Annotated in this window: 12 protein-coding genes; all 12 read left to right on the plus strand. The window is 50.7% G+C overall.

Annotated elements, in window-relative coordinates; genetic code table 11:
• Positions 1 to 293: 293 nt before the first annotated feature.
• The gene (gene fucP, locus D0B88_RS08080) at positions 294 to 1,589 is read left to right on the plus strand and encodes an L-fucose:H+ symporter permease (protein ID WP_151056409.1); all 1,296 of its coding nucleotides are present in this window, start codon (positions 294 to 296) and stop codon (positions 1,587 to 1,589) included.
• Entirely contained in the window at positions 1,586 to 2,449 is an 864-nt protein-coding gene (locus tag D0B88_RS08085; RefSeq protein WP_151056412.1) for an amidohydrolase, read from the plus strand. Before fucP ends, D0B88_RS08085 begins: the two co-directional genes overlap by 4 nt.
• Before the next feature lie 55 nt (positions 2,450 to 2,504).
• Entirely contained in the window at positions 2,505 to 3,311 is an 807-nt protein-coding gene (locus D0B88_RS08090) for an IclR family transcriptional regulator (RefSeq protein WP_007645852.1), read from the plus strand.
• A gap of 247 nt (positions 3,312 to 3,558) precedes the next feature.
• Positions 3,559 to 4,626, plus strand: a complete 1,068-nt coding sequence (locus D0B88_RS08095; protein ID WP_151056414.1) for an aldo/keto reductase — start codon at positions 3,559 to 3,561, stop codon at positions 4,624 to 4,626.
• Positions 4,627 to 4,698: 72 nt separating this feature from the next.
• A complete protein-coding gene (locus D0B88_RS08100) occupies positions 4,699 to 5,046 on the plus strand; it encodes a UxaA family hydrolase (RefSeq protein ID WP_151056416.1) in 348 nt (115 codons plus the stop codon).
• Complete coding sequence (locus tag D0B88_RS08105) at positions 5,043 to 6,272, plus strand: UxaA family hydrolase (RefSeq protein ID WP_151056418.1); 1,230 nt, start codon at positions 5,043 to 5,045, stop codon at positions 6,270 to 6,272. Before D0B88_RS08100 ends, D0B88_RS08105 begins: the two co-directional genes overlap by 4 nt.
• 10 nt (positions 6,273 to 6,282) lie before the next feature.
• The gene (locus D0B88_RS08110) at positions 6,283 to 7,011 is read left to right on the plus strand and encodes an SDR family oxidoreductase (protein WP_007645856.1); all 729 of its coding nucleotides are present in this window, start codon (positions 6,283 to 6,285) and stop codon (positions 7,009 to 7,011) included.
• Positions 7,012 to 7,030: 19 nt separating this feature from the next.
• Positions 7,031 to 7,879, plus strand: coding sequence for a fumarylacetoacetate hydrolase family protein (locus D0B88_RS08115; protein ID WP_151056420.1), 849 nt, complete (start codon positions 7,031 to 7,033; stop codon positions 7,877 to 7,879).
• Between the two features lie 105 nt (positions 7,880 to 7,984).
• On the plus strand, positions 7,985 to 9,283 hold the full coding sequence (locus D0B88_RS08120; RefSeq protein WP_151056422.1) for a GDSL-type esterase/lipase family protein: 1,299 nt from the start codon (positions 7,985 to 7,987) through the stop codon (positions 9,281 to 9,283).
• A 149-nt stretch (positions 9,284 to 9,432) separates the two neighbouring features.
• Complete coding sequence (locus tag D0B88_RS08125; protein WP_151056424.1) at positions 9,433 to 11,946, plus strand: glycoside hydrolase N-terminal domain-containing protein; 2,514 nt, start codon at positions 9,433 to 9,435, stop codon at positions 11,944 to 11,946.
• An 83-nt stretch (positions 11,947 to 12,029) separates the two neighbouring features.
• The gene (locus D0B88_RS08130) at positions 12,030 to 14,882 is read left to right on the plus strand and encodes a glycoside hydrolase family 2 protein (protein WP_151056426.1); all 2,853 of its coding nucleotides are present in this window, start codon (positions 12,030 to 12,032) and stop codon (positions 14,880 to 14,882) included.
• A gap of 130 nt (positions 14,883 to 15,012) precedes the next feature.
• Complete coding sequence (locus D0B88_RS08135; protein ID WP_151056428.1) at positions 15,013 to 15,660, plus strand: DUF3617 domain-containing protein; 648 nt, start codon at positions 15,013 to 15,015, stop codon at positions 15,658 to 15,660.
• Positions 15,661 to 15,662 lie beyond the last annotated feature (2 nt).

A 15,662-nucleotide genomic window follows, 5' to 3' on the forward strand; every position in this document is an offset into this window, starting at 1 on the left:
GTGTGGAGTTGGGCCAGCTTTCCTTTCTGTTTGCCGCTAATTTTCCTTTCCCCACGGTTCCGGTTGTATTGATTTTGCTGCAGGCATATCATCGCGTAAAAAGCGTTATGGTTTATTTGACTCTATGCTAGTATGTTTTAAATATGAACTGTGTTTTGCTCGTAAACAGGCTTGTCCGGTTTGCAGCAAACAAATGCCATAGTCACAGTGATAGTCATAACGCGGCTCGGCGAGCCATCTCCATCCTAATAATGAATAAGTGGTTGCACTCAAGTGCCGCCAGTGGAGCAAAGATGAATACAACGCCCAAAGCGGCCCAGGTGCTGCTGCCTTTGGTATTAATTATCAGCCTCTTTTTTTTATGGGGCATGGCGAACAACCTTAACGACATACTCATCACCCATTTCAAAAAGCTGTTTACCCTCTCGGACTTTAAGGCCGGTTTAGTGCAATCCGCGTTTTATACCGGCTATTTTGTGTTTTCCATTCCCGCCGCGTTGTGGATGAAGCGCTTCGGCTACAAAGCCGCTGTCGTTTTTGGCTTGCTGCTGTACGGCATGGGCGCGTTTATGTTTTACCCGGCGGCAGAACTGCGCGAATACAGCCTGTTTTTGCTGGCGCTGTTTGTGATTGCCAGCGGCCTCGCGTTTTTGGAGACCTCCGCCAACCCCTTAATTGTGGCGATGGGCGACCCGGCAACGGCGGAGCGGCGCTTGAATTTTGCCCAGTCATTTAACCCCTTTGGTTGTATTGCGGGGATTTATATTGGCCGCGAGTTTATTTTTTCCGGCCATGAACCCACTGCCGATGAGCTGGCCGCCATGAGCGCGTTGCAACTGGAGCAGTTTTACAGCAGCGAAGCCCAGGCAGTGCAGGGACCTTATCTGGTATTGGGAGTGGTGGTCGTGGTGTGGGCGCTATTAGTGCTGTGGGTTAAGTTCCCGCGCATCGCCACCCAGCGGACCCAGGATGACATTGGTGGCTGGGCGGACTACAAAACCCTGTTGCGCAATGGCCAGTTTATGTTTGGCGTGACCGCCCAGTTTTTTTACGTGGGAGCGCAGGTGTGCATCTGGAGTTTTTTGATTCGCTACGGGCAGGAGGCCGTGCCCGGCACCGGTGAGAAAACCCTCGCGAATTACCTCATGGCATCGCTGGTGTTGTTTATGATTGGCCGGTTTGTGGCAACGGCGTTGATGTCGCGCTGCCGCGCCGCCTGGTTAATGTGGCTGTACGCCCTCACCAATGTGTTGCTCTGTGCCTACGCCATTTTGGCCCCCGGCTACAGCGGCTTGCTCGCACTGGTGGCGACCAGCTTTTTTATGTCGCTTATGTTTCCCACTATTTTTGCGTTGAGCGTTAAAAATCTGGGAGGATTGGCAAAAGCAGGTTCATCGCTGGTAGTGATGGCCATTATTGGCGGCGCGGTACTGACCGCCGTGATGGGGTTGATCTCAGACCTCAGCTCCATTCATCTGGCGGTGATAATCCCGCTGCTTTGTTTTGTGGTGATCGCCGCTTTTGCGCGCCAGCGCGACCGGCTGGAAGTGGCCGATCAACCCCTGGCAAAACCGGAGCTGGGCCAGTGATTGATGCCCATCATCACTTGTGGCAATTGGGCGCCCATGGCTGTGTTTGGCCAACGCCGGATTTGCCCTCGATTTATCGCGACCACCACCTGCCCGAGTTCGAGGGTATTGCCCGCACGGCAGGGGTGACGGGGTCGGTGCTGGTGCAGTCCCAAACCTGTGATGCGGATACCGATTACCTGCTGCAACTGGCAACCGGGTCTGGCTTTATCAAGGCCGTTGTGGGCTGGGTGGATTTAGCCTCGCCCACGGCACCGGCCCGCATTGCGCAATTAATGCAGCCATCGGCGACGGGACAGGCTTCCAAATTGCGTAGCCTGCGGCCTATGTTGCAAGCGCTCGCCGAGGACAACTGGATTCTGCGCCCGGAATTGGAACCAGCGCTGGCGGCCATGAAGCAGCACCAACTGGCCCTGGATGCGCTGGTCTATACGCGCCACTTGCCCTTTGTGTACGAGTTTGCGCGGCGCCATCCGGAACTGCCGCTGGTGATAGACCACGCAGCCAAACCGCCTGTTGCGGCCAGTAATCAGCTGGCACCTGATTGGTGTGACGCCATGGCGAAGCTGGCGGCGTTACCAAATGTGTATTGCAAAGTTTCTGGCTTGCCCACCGAGGCGGGGGCTAGCCAGGAGCCTGCACTGCTTGCCCGCTACATCACCTGGCTGTATGCGCAGTTTGGAGCGCAGCGGTTGATGTGGGGCAGCGATTGGCCGGTACTGGGTGTGGCGGCCAATCCCCAATGGGCCAGCTATAGCGGCTGGTTGGCGTTGGTGCGCAGAGCTTTATCCGGTTGCGCACCGGAAGAGTTGGAAAGCATTTTTAGCAGTACCAGCTCGCGTTTTTATCGCCTCAACTAAAAACATAAATCACAAAAAACCATAAATCACTAAAACTAAAAATGGGTAAATCGCTATGACAACAACAATGAGCAACGCGGCAGACCAACTGGAGCACGAATTGGCAGAGGATGCCGAGCGTAAATATCGCGCACCAGCGCTGGAAAAGGGGCTGGATATTCTGGAGCTACTGGCGCGCAGCCCGTCCCCACTCACCACTTCACAGATGGCAACCCACTTGGGCCGCTCGGTGAGCGAGCTGTTTCGCATGGTGTTGGCGCTGGAGTATCGCGGCTATATCGCGCAAATGACGGATGGGCGCGATGGCTACATGCTCACCAACAAACTATTCACCTTGGGTATTTCCCAAGGCACGGCAAAAACCCTGCTGGAAGTAGCCTTGCCCGCGATGAAAGAACTCTGCCGCGAGCTGGGGCAGTCCTGTCATTTGGTGGTTCCCTCGGGCGACCAGATTGTGGTTATCGCCCGTCAGGAAAGCCCCATGGATCTGGGTTTTTCGGTGCGTGTGGGCTATCGCCGCCGTTTGATCGATACCAATTCCGGTGCTTTGCTCTACGGTTTTGCCTCCCCCGATGCCCAGGCCAGCTGGTTGCCACAGTTGTCGGCGACGGTGGATCTAGAGCGTATCGAGCGGTTTTTGGCCAAGGCGCGTCGGGGCGTGTCCCAGGGGTATATCCAACTCAGCAGTGATTTTGTGGATGGCGTGACCGATTTCTGCGTTCCGGTGATTGGTGTGCATGGCGCGGTAGCGGTATTGATTATTCCGTTTATCAATATTAAAGCCCAAGCGGTCAGTACCGAACGTGTACTGGAGCGCCTCATGCAAGCAGCCGACAAAATCGCCCAAGCGCTCATGGATTAGTCGCCACGCCCGTTAATCCGCTTGCCAGTCAGGAGGTTGCGGGCGTTTTTACCTGTGAATTTGGTGGCTTCAGGTTGTTTTCACTAATGAATTTTGGGGAGCGATAGCCGCTATCGCTCTCTTTTTGTTTACTCTTTTTACCAAAAAGTCAGTTTAACCATATGTGATTTTTTTAGCGTATCGGATAAGATCTTTTTTATTAGCAGTTTTCATTTCAATTATAAAAATCAGACGGGCACATCTCACCATGGCATTGCCAGATAACATGAGCCAAAACCGCGATAAGCGTAGTTTCGGCAACACCAACTTGCGTCTCTCGTCCCTCGGTTTTGGCGCTGCACCTATTGGCAATCTCTATCAACCCCAGAGCGACGAACAGGCCTACGCTACGGTGGATGCTGTACTCGATTCAGGCATAGGCTACATAGATACCGCTCCCCACTATGGTTTTGGTTTGAGTGAATCCCGTTTGGGGGCTGCACTGGCGCGTCGAGAAGGGGCTGCGGAAAGCATCATCCTCTCCACCAAAGTGGGCCGTTTGTTAGTGCCAACTAACTCTAAAGAAACTGTAAGACATGGTTTTGCCGATGCACCTGCACTGGAGCCGGTATTCGATTACAGCTACGACGGTGTGATGCGCTCCTTCGCTGCCAGCCTGAAACGCTTGCAGCGCGAACAGGTAGATATTCTGCTCGCCCACGATTTAGGCCCGCTGACCCACGGCGCCGATCACCCGGTACGCTTCCGCGAGTTTATGGAGGGCGGCTACCGCGCCATGTGCGAGTTAAAAGCGGCAGGGCAGGTGACGGCGATCGGGCTTGGTACGAACGAGTGGCAAATTTGTGAAGCAGCATTAACCCACGGCGACTTCGACGGCTTTTTACTCGCCGGGCGCTACACCTTATTAGAGCAGGGGGCCTGCGAGACTTTTCTGCCGCTGTGCGCGCGGCGCGGTGCCTCCGTTATTCTGGGTGGTCCCTTTAACTCCGGCATTCTCGCCACAGGTGTTACTGCCCCTGCCGTTGCCTCGGGCAAACAGCCGGTTTATTACAACTACGAAACCGCGCCCCAAAGCATTATTGATCGTGTGGCGCAACTTGAACGGGTAGGTGCAGAGTTTAATGTGCCACTCGCCGCCGCCGCGCTGCAGTTTCCGGCGGCGCATCCGCAAATTTGTTCCGTGCTGGCCGGGCTTGCCAACCCTGCCGAAGTGCAGCAGGCGAATGCCTGGATGAACACTCCAATTCCCGTTGAATATTGGCAGCAGTTGCGTCGGCAGGAGCTGATTCACCCAGCAGCCCCCATACCCATTTAACAAGCGATAAACGATTTAACCATGCCGATTTAACCATGCTGATTTAACTACGCGCAGTGAGTACCAGGTGTTATGACACAAAACCGATCGGTAACCGGCGAGAGTGTAGGTTCGCTTTCTCCCGTTATTTTGTTACACCCCAACGACAACATTCTGGTGTGTGTAAAACAAATTCACACCGGCGATGAAGTCATTGTCGACGGCGAAAAAATTCGCGCCGCAAGCGATATTGCCGTGGGCCATAAAATTGCACGCAATAATTTGGTCGAGGCTGAAAAAGTGTATCGCTACGGCGCACCCATCGGCTCAATGGTTACTGCGGCCGTTAAAGGTGAACATATACATATGCACAATATGAAAAGTGATTACATTCCCAGTCACACCCGCTCGCGCCAGAACAAAGACAGGAGTGAATCATGAGCATCGCCCATTCCACCGCCCCGGAATTTTTAGCATGGCAGCGCAGCGATGGTCGCAAGGGTATTCGCAATGTGATTGTGGTGGCTTATCTGGTTGAGTGCGCCCATCACGTGACCCGCAAAATTGTGAATCATGCGGACGACATGGACGTACATCTCATCGGCTTCCCCGGTTGTTATCCCAATCAATACGCCTATGAAATGATGCGCGCGGTTTGTACCCATCCGAATGTGGGCGGCGCGCTATTGGTGTCGCTCGGTTGCGAAAGTATGAATCGCGAAAAGTTATTGAGTGAAATTGTTGCTACTGGTCGCCCGGCAGAATTATTGGTGATTCAGGAAGTGGGTGGTACCAAAGCGACGATTGATGCAGGTATTGCGGCAGTAAAACGTTTGCAAACTGGAGCCGCAAAAGTTGCACGAGTGCCCATGCACTTGCACGAATTAATTGTCGGGACTATTTGTGGCGGTTCCGATGGCACCAGCGGTATTAGTGCCAACCCCGCTGTGGGTCGCTGCTTTGATGCGTTAGTCGCGGCCAATGCCACCTGTATTTTTGAAGAGACCGGCGAATTAATCGGCTGCGAAACCATCATGGCTGATCGTGCCGTTACGCCGGAATTGGGTGCGGAAATTGAAGCCTGCGTCGCTAAAGCGGAACACTATTATCGCGTGATGGGTTTTGGCAGTTTTGCGCCGGGCAATGCCGATGGTGGCTTAACGACGCTGGAAGAAAAATCCATGGGCGCCTATTCAAAATCCGGTTCATCACCGATTAGCGGATTAATTAAACCGGGCGATATTCCTCCTGCAGGCGGTTTGTATTTATTGGATGTGGTACCCGATGGCGAGCCGCGTTTTGGCTTTCCGAATATTTCTGACAATGCGGAAATTATCGAATTAATTGCCTGCGGTTCCCACGTTATTTTATTCACTACCGGGCGCGGTTCTGTCGTGGGCTCTGCGATTTCACCGGTAATAAAAGTATGCGCCAACCCGGAAACCTATCGTCGTTTAGCGGGTGATATGGATGTCAACGCCGGCCGTATTTTGGAAGGTGCAGCAACACTGGACGAGGTGGGTGAAGAAATTTTGCAAAACGTTATTGCGGTGGCGTCGGGTAAACGCAGTGTGTCGGAAGATTTAGGGCATCAGGAATTTATTCTGACTTACAAAGCCTTTGAACCCATAGGGCCGAGTTGTTTGCCTGTACGACAAATGGTGTGAGACAAATACGATGAAAAGACTGGAAGGTAAAACTGCATTAATCACTGCTGCTGCACAGGGCATTGGTCGTGCCAGCGCTGAATTATTTGCCGCCGAAGGCGCGCGCGTTATCGCCACCGATGTGAATGTTGCGGCGCTAAAAGAATTGGTTGGCTGTGAAATTTATGGTTTGGATGTGTTAAAAAAAGACGACATCCAACAGCTCAGTGAACATGTTGGTGGCATCGATATTTTGTTCAACTGCGCCGGTTATGTGCACAGCGGCACTATTTTGGATTGCGATGAAAAAGATTGGAATTTTTCTATCGATTTAAACGTGACTTCCATGTATCGCATGATCCGCACGTTTTTACCGGGCATGCTTGCGCGGGGCGGCGGTTCTATTATCAACATGTCGTCAGTGGCCAGTTCCATTAAAGGCGCACCCAATCGTTTTGCCTACGGCATGACTAAAGCGGCGGTAATTGGTTTAACCAAAGCGGTTGCCGCCGATTTTGTCACCCAGGGTGTGCGCTGTAATGCAATTTGCCCCGGCACAGTACAAACACCATCGCTCGAACAGCGCTTGCACGCGACGGGCGATTACGAAGCAGCTTATAAAAACTTTGTCGCCCGCCAGCCCATGGGGCGTTTAGGCACTGCCCGTGAAATGGCAGAGCTGGCGCTTTATTTGGCGAGCGACGCATCGGCATTCACCACTGGCACCATCAATATTATTGATGGTGGTTGGAGTAATTAATTTTTTTGGAATTAACACAATGAAACTATTTCGTCACGGTAATCCCGGCCAGGAACAACCGGGTGTAGTTGATAACAATGGCCAGCTGCGCGATTTATCCGGCGTAGTTGCCGATATCAACGGCGCAACAATTAGCGATGCCGCGCTGCAAAAAATTGCCGCGCTGGATTTGTCGTCCCTACCGCTGGTGCCAGAGGGCACACGTTTTGGCCCTTGCGTAAATAACGTCGGTAAATTTATTTGCATCGGTTTGAACTATGCCGACCACGCGGCAGAGTCAGGTGTTGCTGTGCCATCGGAACCGGTGGTGTTTATGAAAGCAACCAGTGCGATTACCGGCCCGAATGACAATGTGATTAAACCGCGCAATTCCACCAAGCTCGATTGGGAAGTGGAGTTGGGCATCGTCATAGGTAAACACGCGAGTTATATCGAGTTGGATGAAGCGCTGGATTATATCGCCGGTTACTGCGTGATTAACGACGTCTCGGAACGCAACTTTCAATTGGAGCGTCCCGGTGGTCAGTGGGACAAGGGCAAAGGCTGCGATAGCTTCGGCCCCATCGGCCCTTATTTGGTAACACGCGATGAAGTTGCTGATCCACTAAATTTAAATCTGTGGCTCACCGTAAATGGCAAAACATTCCAAAACGGTTCCACCGACCAAATGGTATTTGGCCCACAATTTTTAGTGCACTACCTTTCACAATTTATGAGCCTGCAACCCGGCGACGTTATCAGCACCGGTACACCACCCGGCGTGGGTCTCGGTCAAAAACCGCCCGTGTATTTAAACGCAGGCGATGTGATTGAATTGGGTATTGAAGGGATGGGCATGCAGAAGCAGGTTGTTGTTAATGCGAAGTGATAAATCTCCCCTGCTCTTTTTTCTATGGGGCCAAGGGGGGATCTTCTCTTCTTCAATAAGTAAAAATCTAAATAAACTCTTTATTAAAAACCATGAGAGCTAATAATGAAAAAATTTCATCAACTCAGCGGCATGTTTTTATTAGCGGGCGCTATTTTTTCCACTTCTGCTAGCGCAGCCAGCGATATTTCGCTCTACAAAAATAAACCCTTAAACGGTTGGCAATTATTTATTGAAAACCCCGAGCAGCAACAAAAATTCACTGGCACCACTGCGGTTACCCCCAAGGGTGATGTGCAATTGCAAGCCGTTGCAAAAGACAAAGCAGCGGACGCACTAATTTTTAACTGGAAAGATTCCTGGCGTGCGGGTATGACGTTGGAGTCGGGTAAGCCGTTAAATCTGGCGGCGATGATGAAAACCGGTGTGCTGGCACTGGATATAAAAATTAATGAATTAGAAAAAGGCGGCGTTTCTTTCAAAATGGAATGCAAGCCGGAAAATTGTGATCGCGTGGTGCCCTTCACCATGGCCGCGCGCGAATTGCGCGGCAAAGGGTGGAGCACGGTGTATGTGCCGCTGAGTTGTTTCGCACAAGAACAAGATGACTTCAGTGCAACCACTATGCCCTTTGCGTTAGAGGTCGGTGGTAAAGGTGAAGTGGCTGTTGCCAATGTACAACTGCTGGCGAAGGCCCCTAAAAAAGTTGCGTTGTATGAATGCCCCAATTACAAAACCGCATCGGTTACACCGGGTATGTTAAATGAATGGTGGTCGATTGATTGGTGGTTGCCGCGTCATGAACAAAAACTGGCAGACGCCAAAGCCATTGCCGCTAGCGGCGGAAAAATTGATTTGTTGTTCATTGGCGATTCCATTACCCAAGGCTGGGAAAAAGAAGGCGCACCTGTTTGGCAAAAACATTATGCCGAACGCAACGCCTTTGCGATTGGTTTTGGTGGTGACCGCACCGAAAACGTACTCTGGCGTTTACAGCATGGTGCGGTGGAAAATATGGCACCAAAATTGGTGGTAATGATGATTGGTACCAATAATACCGGTCACCGCCATGAAAACCCTGCTTATACCGCAGCGGGCATTAAAAAAATATTAGGTGAATTGCACCAGCGTTTGCCGGAGTCAAAAGTATTGTTGCTGGCCATTTTCCCGCGCGATGAAAATCCGGATGGCAGCTTGCGTCAAATCAATAATGGCGTGAATGCAATCATTAAAGACTACGCCGATAACAAGCGTGTATTTTTTGCGGATATTAACTCGGTGTTTTTAACCAAAGGCGGTGTGTTGCCCAAAGACATCATGCCGGACTTGTTGCACCCCAATGAAAAAGGCTACAACCTGTGGGCTGAAGCGCTTGAACCCCACCTGCAAAAATTATTGAAATAATTGCCACAGCGGCGCCTCAGGGCGCCGTTTTTTTGTGACACAAAATGGTAAATAAAAATTAACAAATAAAAATAATAAATAAATTTTGTAAATAAAAATAATTATCGGCACCAGAAATAATACGACAATCAACTGTATGGGAGTATTTTATGAAGTTCCGCACGGAATGTTTTTTTATCACCCTGATTATCTTCTGTTTTAGTGGGCCTGTATTTGCGTCATCGCCATTGGCTTCATCTTCACCCTTGGTGTCGCCTCATACACTCTGGTATGAACAATCCGCCCAACATTGGGAGGAGGCCTTGCCGCTGGGTAATGGCCGTTTGGGCGCGATGGTTTATGGTGGTGTGGCAAACGACAACATACAACTCAATGAAAATACCTTTTGGGCCGGTGGCCCGCACAATAATGTAAACCCCAAGGCACTGGAATCGTTACCGGAGATTCGTCGCTTAATCACAGCGGGTGAATATCTCGTGGCAGAGGCGTTGGCAGAAAAAACAATTACCAGCCAAGGCTCCAACGGCATGCCTTACCAAACCGCGGGCAATTTGCATTTGGAATTTCCGGCGCATAAACAATTTAGTCACTACTATCGCGATCTGCATATAGGCAAAGCTATTGCGACCACGCGCTATCAAGTGGGCGATGTGGTTTATACCCGCGAAGTTTTTAGTTCGTTTGTGGATCAGGTAATAGTGGTGAAGTTGTCGGCCAGCAAGCCTGGCCAGCTCAGTTTTACCGCGCATTTATCTCACCCGGCGACTATGCAATTCGCGCAGGAAAATAATCACACCTTGTTAATGCAAGGCATGTCCAAAGATCACGAAGGCATTAAAGGGCAGGTCAAACTCGCAACCCTGGTGGATGTAAATGCCAGCGGCGGTAGCCTGAGCCAGAACAATAATCGCATTGCGGTAAATAATGCCGATTCAGCGTTAATTTTAATCTCCATGGCGACTAATTTTGTCAATTATAAAGACATCAGTGGCGATGCGTTGGCGCGTGCGCGCAATTATCTCGCCAGTGCCAAAAACCAATTCACCCATAATCAGTACACCGCGCGTAAGCATGTACACAGCAATTTTTATAAACAGTATTTTGATCGTGTGGCGTTGCAGTTGGGTAAGAGTGAATTTGCGCAGGAGCCAACCGATCAACGCATTCGTTTATTTGCCAGCCGTCACGATCCTGAATTGGCAAGTTTGTATTTTCAATTTGGTCGCTACTTGCTGATCTCCGGCTCACAACCCGGCGGCCAACCAACGAACTTGCAAGGTATTTGGAATCATCGCATGGATCCGCCATGGGATAGCAAATACACGCTGAACATTAATGCGGAAATGAATTACTGGCCATCCGAAGTTACGCAATTAAATGAACTAAACGAACCGTTTATTCAAATGGTAAAAGAGTTGGCGCAGACCGGTCAGCAAACTGCAAAAGAAATGTATGGCGCACGGGGCTGGATGGCGCACCACAATACCGATATTTGGCGCATTACCGGCGGCATAGATAAAACTTGGGGCTCCTGGCCTACGAGTAATGCCTGGTTAAGCCAACACCTTTGGGAAAAATATTTGTACAGTGGCGATAAAACCTATTTGGCGGATGTCTACCCGGTAATGAAATCTGCCGTCACGTTTTTTGAGGATTTTTTAATTGAATCACCAGACAAAAAGTGGCTCATAGTCTCGCCCTCCATGTCACCGGAAAATGCACCTACCGCAACCGGCGTTAAAATCGCCGCTGGTGTGACTATGGATAATCAACTGCTATTTGATTTGCTCTCCAATACCATTGCCGCTGCTGAAATTTTGGGGCAGGACAAAACGCAAATTCCAGTGTGGAAAAAAATCCTGTCGCGCCTGCCGCCTATGCAAATTGGTAAACATCACCAGTTGCAAGAATGGTTGGAAGACTGGGATGAACCGCAGGATAAACATCGCCATGTTTCCCATCTCTATGGGCTTTATCCGAGCAATCAAATTTCACCGCTGACAGCGCCTGAATTGTTTAGCGCGGCGCGTGTGACTATGGAGCAACGCGGGGATCCATCTACCGGTTGGTCGATGAATTGGAAAATTAATTTGTGGGCGCGGTTATTGGACGGTGATCGTGCACTGAAATTAATGCGCGAACAAATCAGCCCAGCCATGACACTCGATGGCAGTGTGAATGAAAGTGGTGGTACTTACCCGAATATGTTTGATGCGCACCCGCCATTTCAAATTGATGGCAATTTCGGTTTTACCTCCGGCATGGCAGAAATGCTGGCGCAAAGTCACGACGGCGCGGTGCATTTATTGCCGGCTCTGCCGCAAGCCTGGCCCGAAGGTGAGGTAAAAGGGCTACTAATGCGCGGCGGTTTTGTGGTGGATATGCGCTGGGCTAACGGCCAGATTCGCGAACTAAAAATTCATTCGCGGTTGGGCGGAAACCTGCGTTTGCGCACTCATAGCGAGCTACCTGCCGTCAGTGATTTTAAAACTAAAAAAGTACGCGGCACCAAAGCTAATCCCAACCCCTTTTATGCCCGGGCGAAGATTAAAACACCGCTTAAAAATACCGGCAAAGTAATGCCATTATTGTCGCTGGCAAACACCTATGTGATAGACGTTCCCACTCAGGCTGGGCGGGATTATTACTGGGCGGTTAAATAACTCTTTACAGGCGCTAGCAATAGCGCCTGTTTTTTTGGTGGACTATATAAAAAATTATAGGTAGGCGTGGAGTGGTTTTGGTTATGAATAATGTATTAATTCGCTGTTTGATTTTACTGGGATTATTGTGGGCTGTTCCGCCCTTTGCCCAGCAAACCCAAATCCAGTATTTAAGTGGTACCGATAAAGACAACACCTTGCCATGGGACTTTAAAGTCAATGGCGGCCGCAACAGTGGCAGTTGGAGCCGTATTCCCGTTCCCTCCAACTGGGAAATGCAAGGTTTTGGTAGTTATCGTTATTTTATTGATTGGGGTGATAATCCAGCGCCCGATACCGAAGGGCTTTATCGCACGCGATTTTCAGTGCCTGAAAACTGGCGCGATCAGCACATTAATATTGTGTTTGGCGGTGTGATGACCGATGCGGAAGTAAAAATTAACGGCCAGCTTGCCGGGCCGGTGCATCGCGGTGGGTTTTATCAATTCAGCTATGACGTAAGCCCTTTGCTAAAGCCGGGCGAGGAAAATTTGTTGGAGGTAAAAGTTAACCGTTTCTCAGCGGATGAGTCGGTGAATCGCGCTGAGCGCAAAGCCGATTTTTGGTTGTTTAGCGGTATTTATCGTCCCGTATGGCTGGAGGCAAAACCCCGCGAGCATATTCAACGCCTGGCAGTAGATGCGCGCCACACTGGCGACATCCAATTACAGCTTTGGCTAAACAACGCCGACACTGCCAATAATATTGTTGCGCAGGTTAGTGCAATTGACGGCGAAAAAAGAAAAAAAGTGGGCCAGTTCTCCGCAAAAATAGCGCCGGGTGCGAAACAGCTTAGCGTAGAGAATAGAATCAAAAAGATCATCCCCTGGTCTGCGGAAAATCCGCAGCGCTACCAGTTGCAGGTGCAATTGCGCGCTGGCAAAAAAGTCATTCATCAAGTTGAACAAGTGATTGGTTTTCGCAGTGTTGAATTGCGCAAAGGCGATGGTCTGTATGTGAACGAAGTAAAAGTGCGGTTGAAAGGCGCTAATCGCCATTCGTTCTGGCCCGACTCCGGGCGAACTACCAGCAAAACGCTGAGTTATGCCGATGCTCGTTTACTGAAAGAAATGAATATGAACGCGGTGCGTGTGGCGCACTATCCACCGGATCAGCATTTTTTAGACGTGGCTGATGAGTTGGGCCTCTATGTGATTAACGAACTCACCGGTTGGCAAGAGGCTTATAGCACTGAAGCGGGCACGCCCTTGGTAAAAGAATTAATTCTGCGCGATCACAATCATCCCTCAGTAATTATCTGGGCCAATGGTAACGAGGGCGGTTGGAATACCGAGTTGGATGATGACTTTGCCCAGTGGGATACCCAGGCGCGACCGTTGATTCACCCGTGGGGTTTATTTGGTGGCATTAATACCGCCCATTACGAACCGCTGAATTGTTGTGCGGGCCGATTGTTTGACGGTGAGGATGTTTTTATGCCCACGGAATTTTTGCATGGCCTTTACGATGGCGGTGCAGGCGCGGGGTTAAATGACTGGTGGAATAAAATGCTTGCCAATCCACTCAGTGCTGGCGGATTTATTTGGGCCTTTGCCGATGAAGGCATAGTACGCGCCGATCGCGCCGGAAAAATCGACGTGGCAGGCAATAGTGCACCCGATGGTATTGTCGGCCCTTATCGCCAAAAAGAAGGCAGTTTTTTTGCCATCAAAGAAATTTGGTCGCCAGTTTATTTCCCGCTCGCGGAACAGGAAATTTTACCCGCCAGCTTTAACGGTAAGTTAATGGTGGAAAATCGCTATGAATTTACCGGGCTGGATGCGCTGACCTTTCGCTGGCAGTTAGTGGAATTTCCGCTGCCACGCACAATTGGCACCCTGCAAAACCAAGCGCAAAATAAAAACGCGCTGACTAGCGTGGTTGAAGGCGAAATAAAAGCCTCTGCCATTGCGCCGGGCGAACGCGGTTTTATCACTGCGGATTTGCCGGAAAACTGGCAAGCGGCGGATGCATTTTATTTGACGGCCTACGATAAAACCGGCGCAGAAATTTATCGCTGGTCGTGGATGATTGCATCGCCGCAAACGGTGATTGATTCAATAATCCCTGCAAGGGTTGCTGCCGATGTTGTCGCAAATAAATCGAATGAAATTGCACAAGAGCAAGGTAAGTTCAATCTGGTGAATGGCGATTTACAAGTGCAGATCGATAGCGCCAGCGGTTTGCTTCATCGCCTTGTGCGCGGCACTAACAAATTGTCGTTTAACAATGGCCCGCGCTTGCTCAATGGCACGGGCACACTCACCGGCATTCGCGGTTATGTCGATCAGGGCGATGCCGTCGTCAGCGCAGATTTTAACGGTGAGTTGCGCAAAATAGAGTGGCGTTTGCAAGCCAATGGCTGGCTCAAACTAACCTATGCCTATCAAATGAAAGGCGGCACCAAGGCGGATTATCTGGGGGTAACTTTTGACTACCCGGAAACCCAGGTGAAATCCATGCGCTGGTTGGGTAAGGGGCCGTATCGCGTGTGGAAAAATCGTACCAAGGGTGTTGAATATGGTGTGTGGGAGAAAGCCTATAACGATACGGTTACCGGGCTGGAGTGGAATTATCCGGAATTCAAAGGCTTCCATGATCATGTCTATTGGGCGGAGCTGGCGACCACGGAGTTGCCTTTGGTGATGGTGATCAATGACCCCAACATCAACCTGCGCCTGTTAACCCCGCGCCAGGCGAGCGGCGAAGGCGAGAATCCCATGACAACCAAAGTGACGTTCCCCGAGGGTAATATCTCGCTGTTGCATGGTTTTGCGCCTATCGGCACCAAGTTCCACCAGCCTGCAAACCACGGCGCGGAGGGCGAGTTAAACCAGGTGCCGCGCCTGGGCCAGTGGTATCAAACAGAGGTGTATTTTTATATCGGTCAACCCTAAGCGCGACGGCCAGCGACCTGCAAAGGGTTGGCTGGCCGCTCATCTATTCAGCAAAGTTAATGTTATATTCAGCACCGGCGACCTATAAGGCTTATTGAGGTTGAACTCACCACTCCAAGGAGACTGAACCATGAAACCTGTGATGAATAAAACAATGAAACCTTCAATGAAACGCGCCTTTTTGCTGGGCGCAGTGATGACATTGGCACTGCCAGCGGTCGCCGAGTCGGTCAAGGTGGATATGGCACCCGGCCTGTGGGAAAACAAAATGCAATATACCGGCGATGGTGCGGCCCAAATGCAGCAAATGCAGTCGGCGCAAATGGAAACCGCCATGGCCGAAATGAAAAAACAATTTGCCGCTATGCCGCCCGAACAGCGCAAACAAATGGAAGCGTTGATGGAGCAATCGGGCATGAAAATGAGCGAAGAAGGTATGTCCTTTGAGAATAATCAGGTTAGTGTTTCTGCCGATGGCGCCACCGTAAAAAATTGCGTTACCCAGGCGCAAATCGACAGCGGTGATATGGGCATGGATGACAGTGAGGATTGCACCTCTACACTGACTCAGGTTAGCAGCAACCGTTTCAAATCCGTTCAGGTTTGCACCGGCGAAAATCCGTCGCGCAGTGAGGGCGACATAGTATTTAGTTCACCCAAACGTTACAGCGGTACCGGCATGATGACCCAAACCGTGAATGGCCAGCCGCATAAGGTAACCGTTGCGATAGACGGCACCTGGCTGGGGAGCGATTGTGGCGATATCCAACCGCAATAATC

The sequence above is a fragment of the Cellvibrio sp. KY-YJ-3 genome, from assembly GCF_008806955.1.
Taxonomy (GTDB): domain Bacteria; phylum Pseudomonadota; class Gammaproteobacteria; order Pseudomonadales; family Cellvibrionaceae; genus Cellvibrio.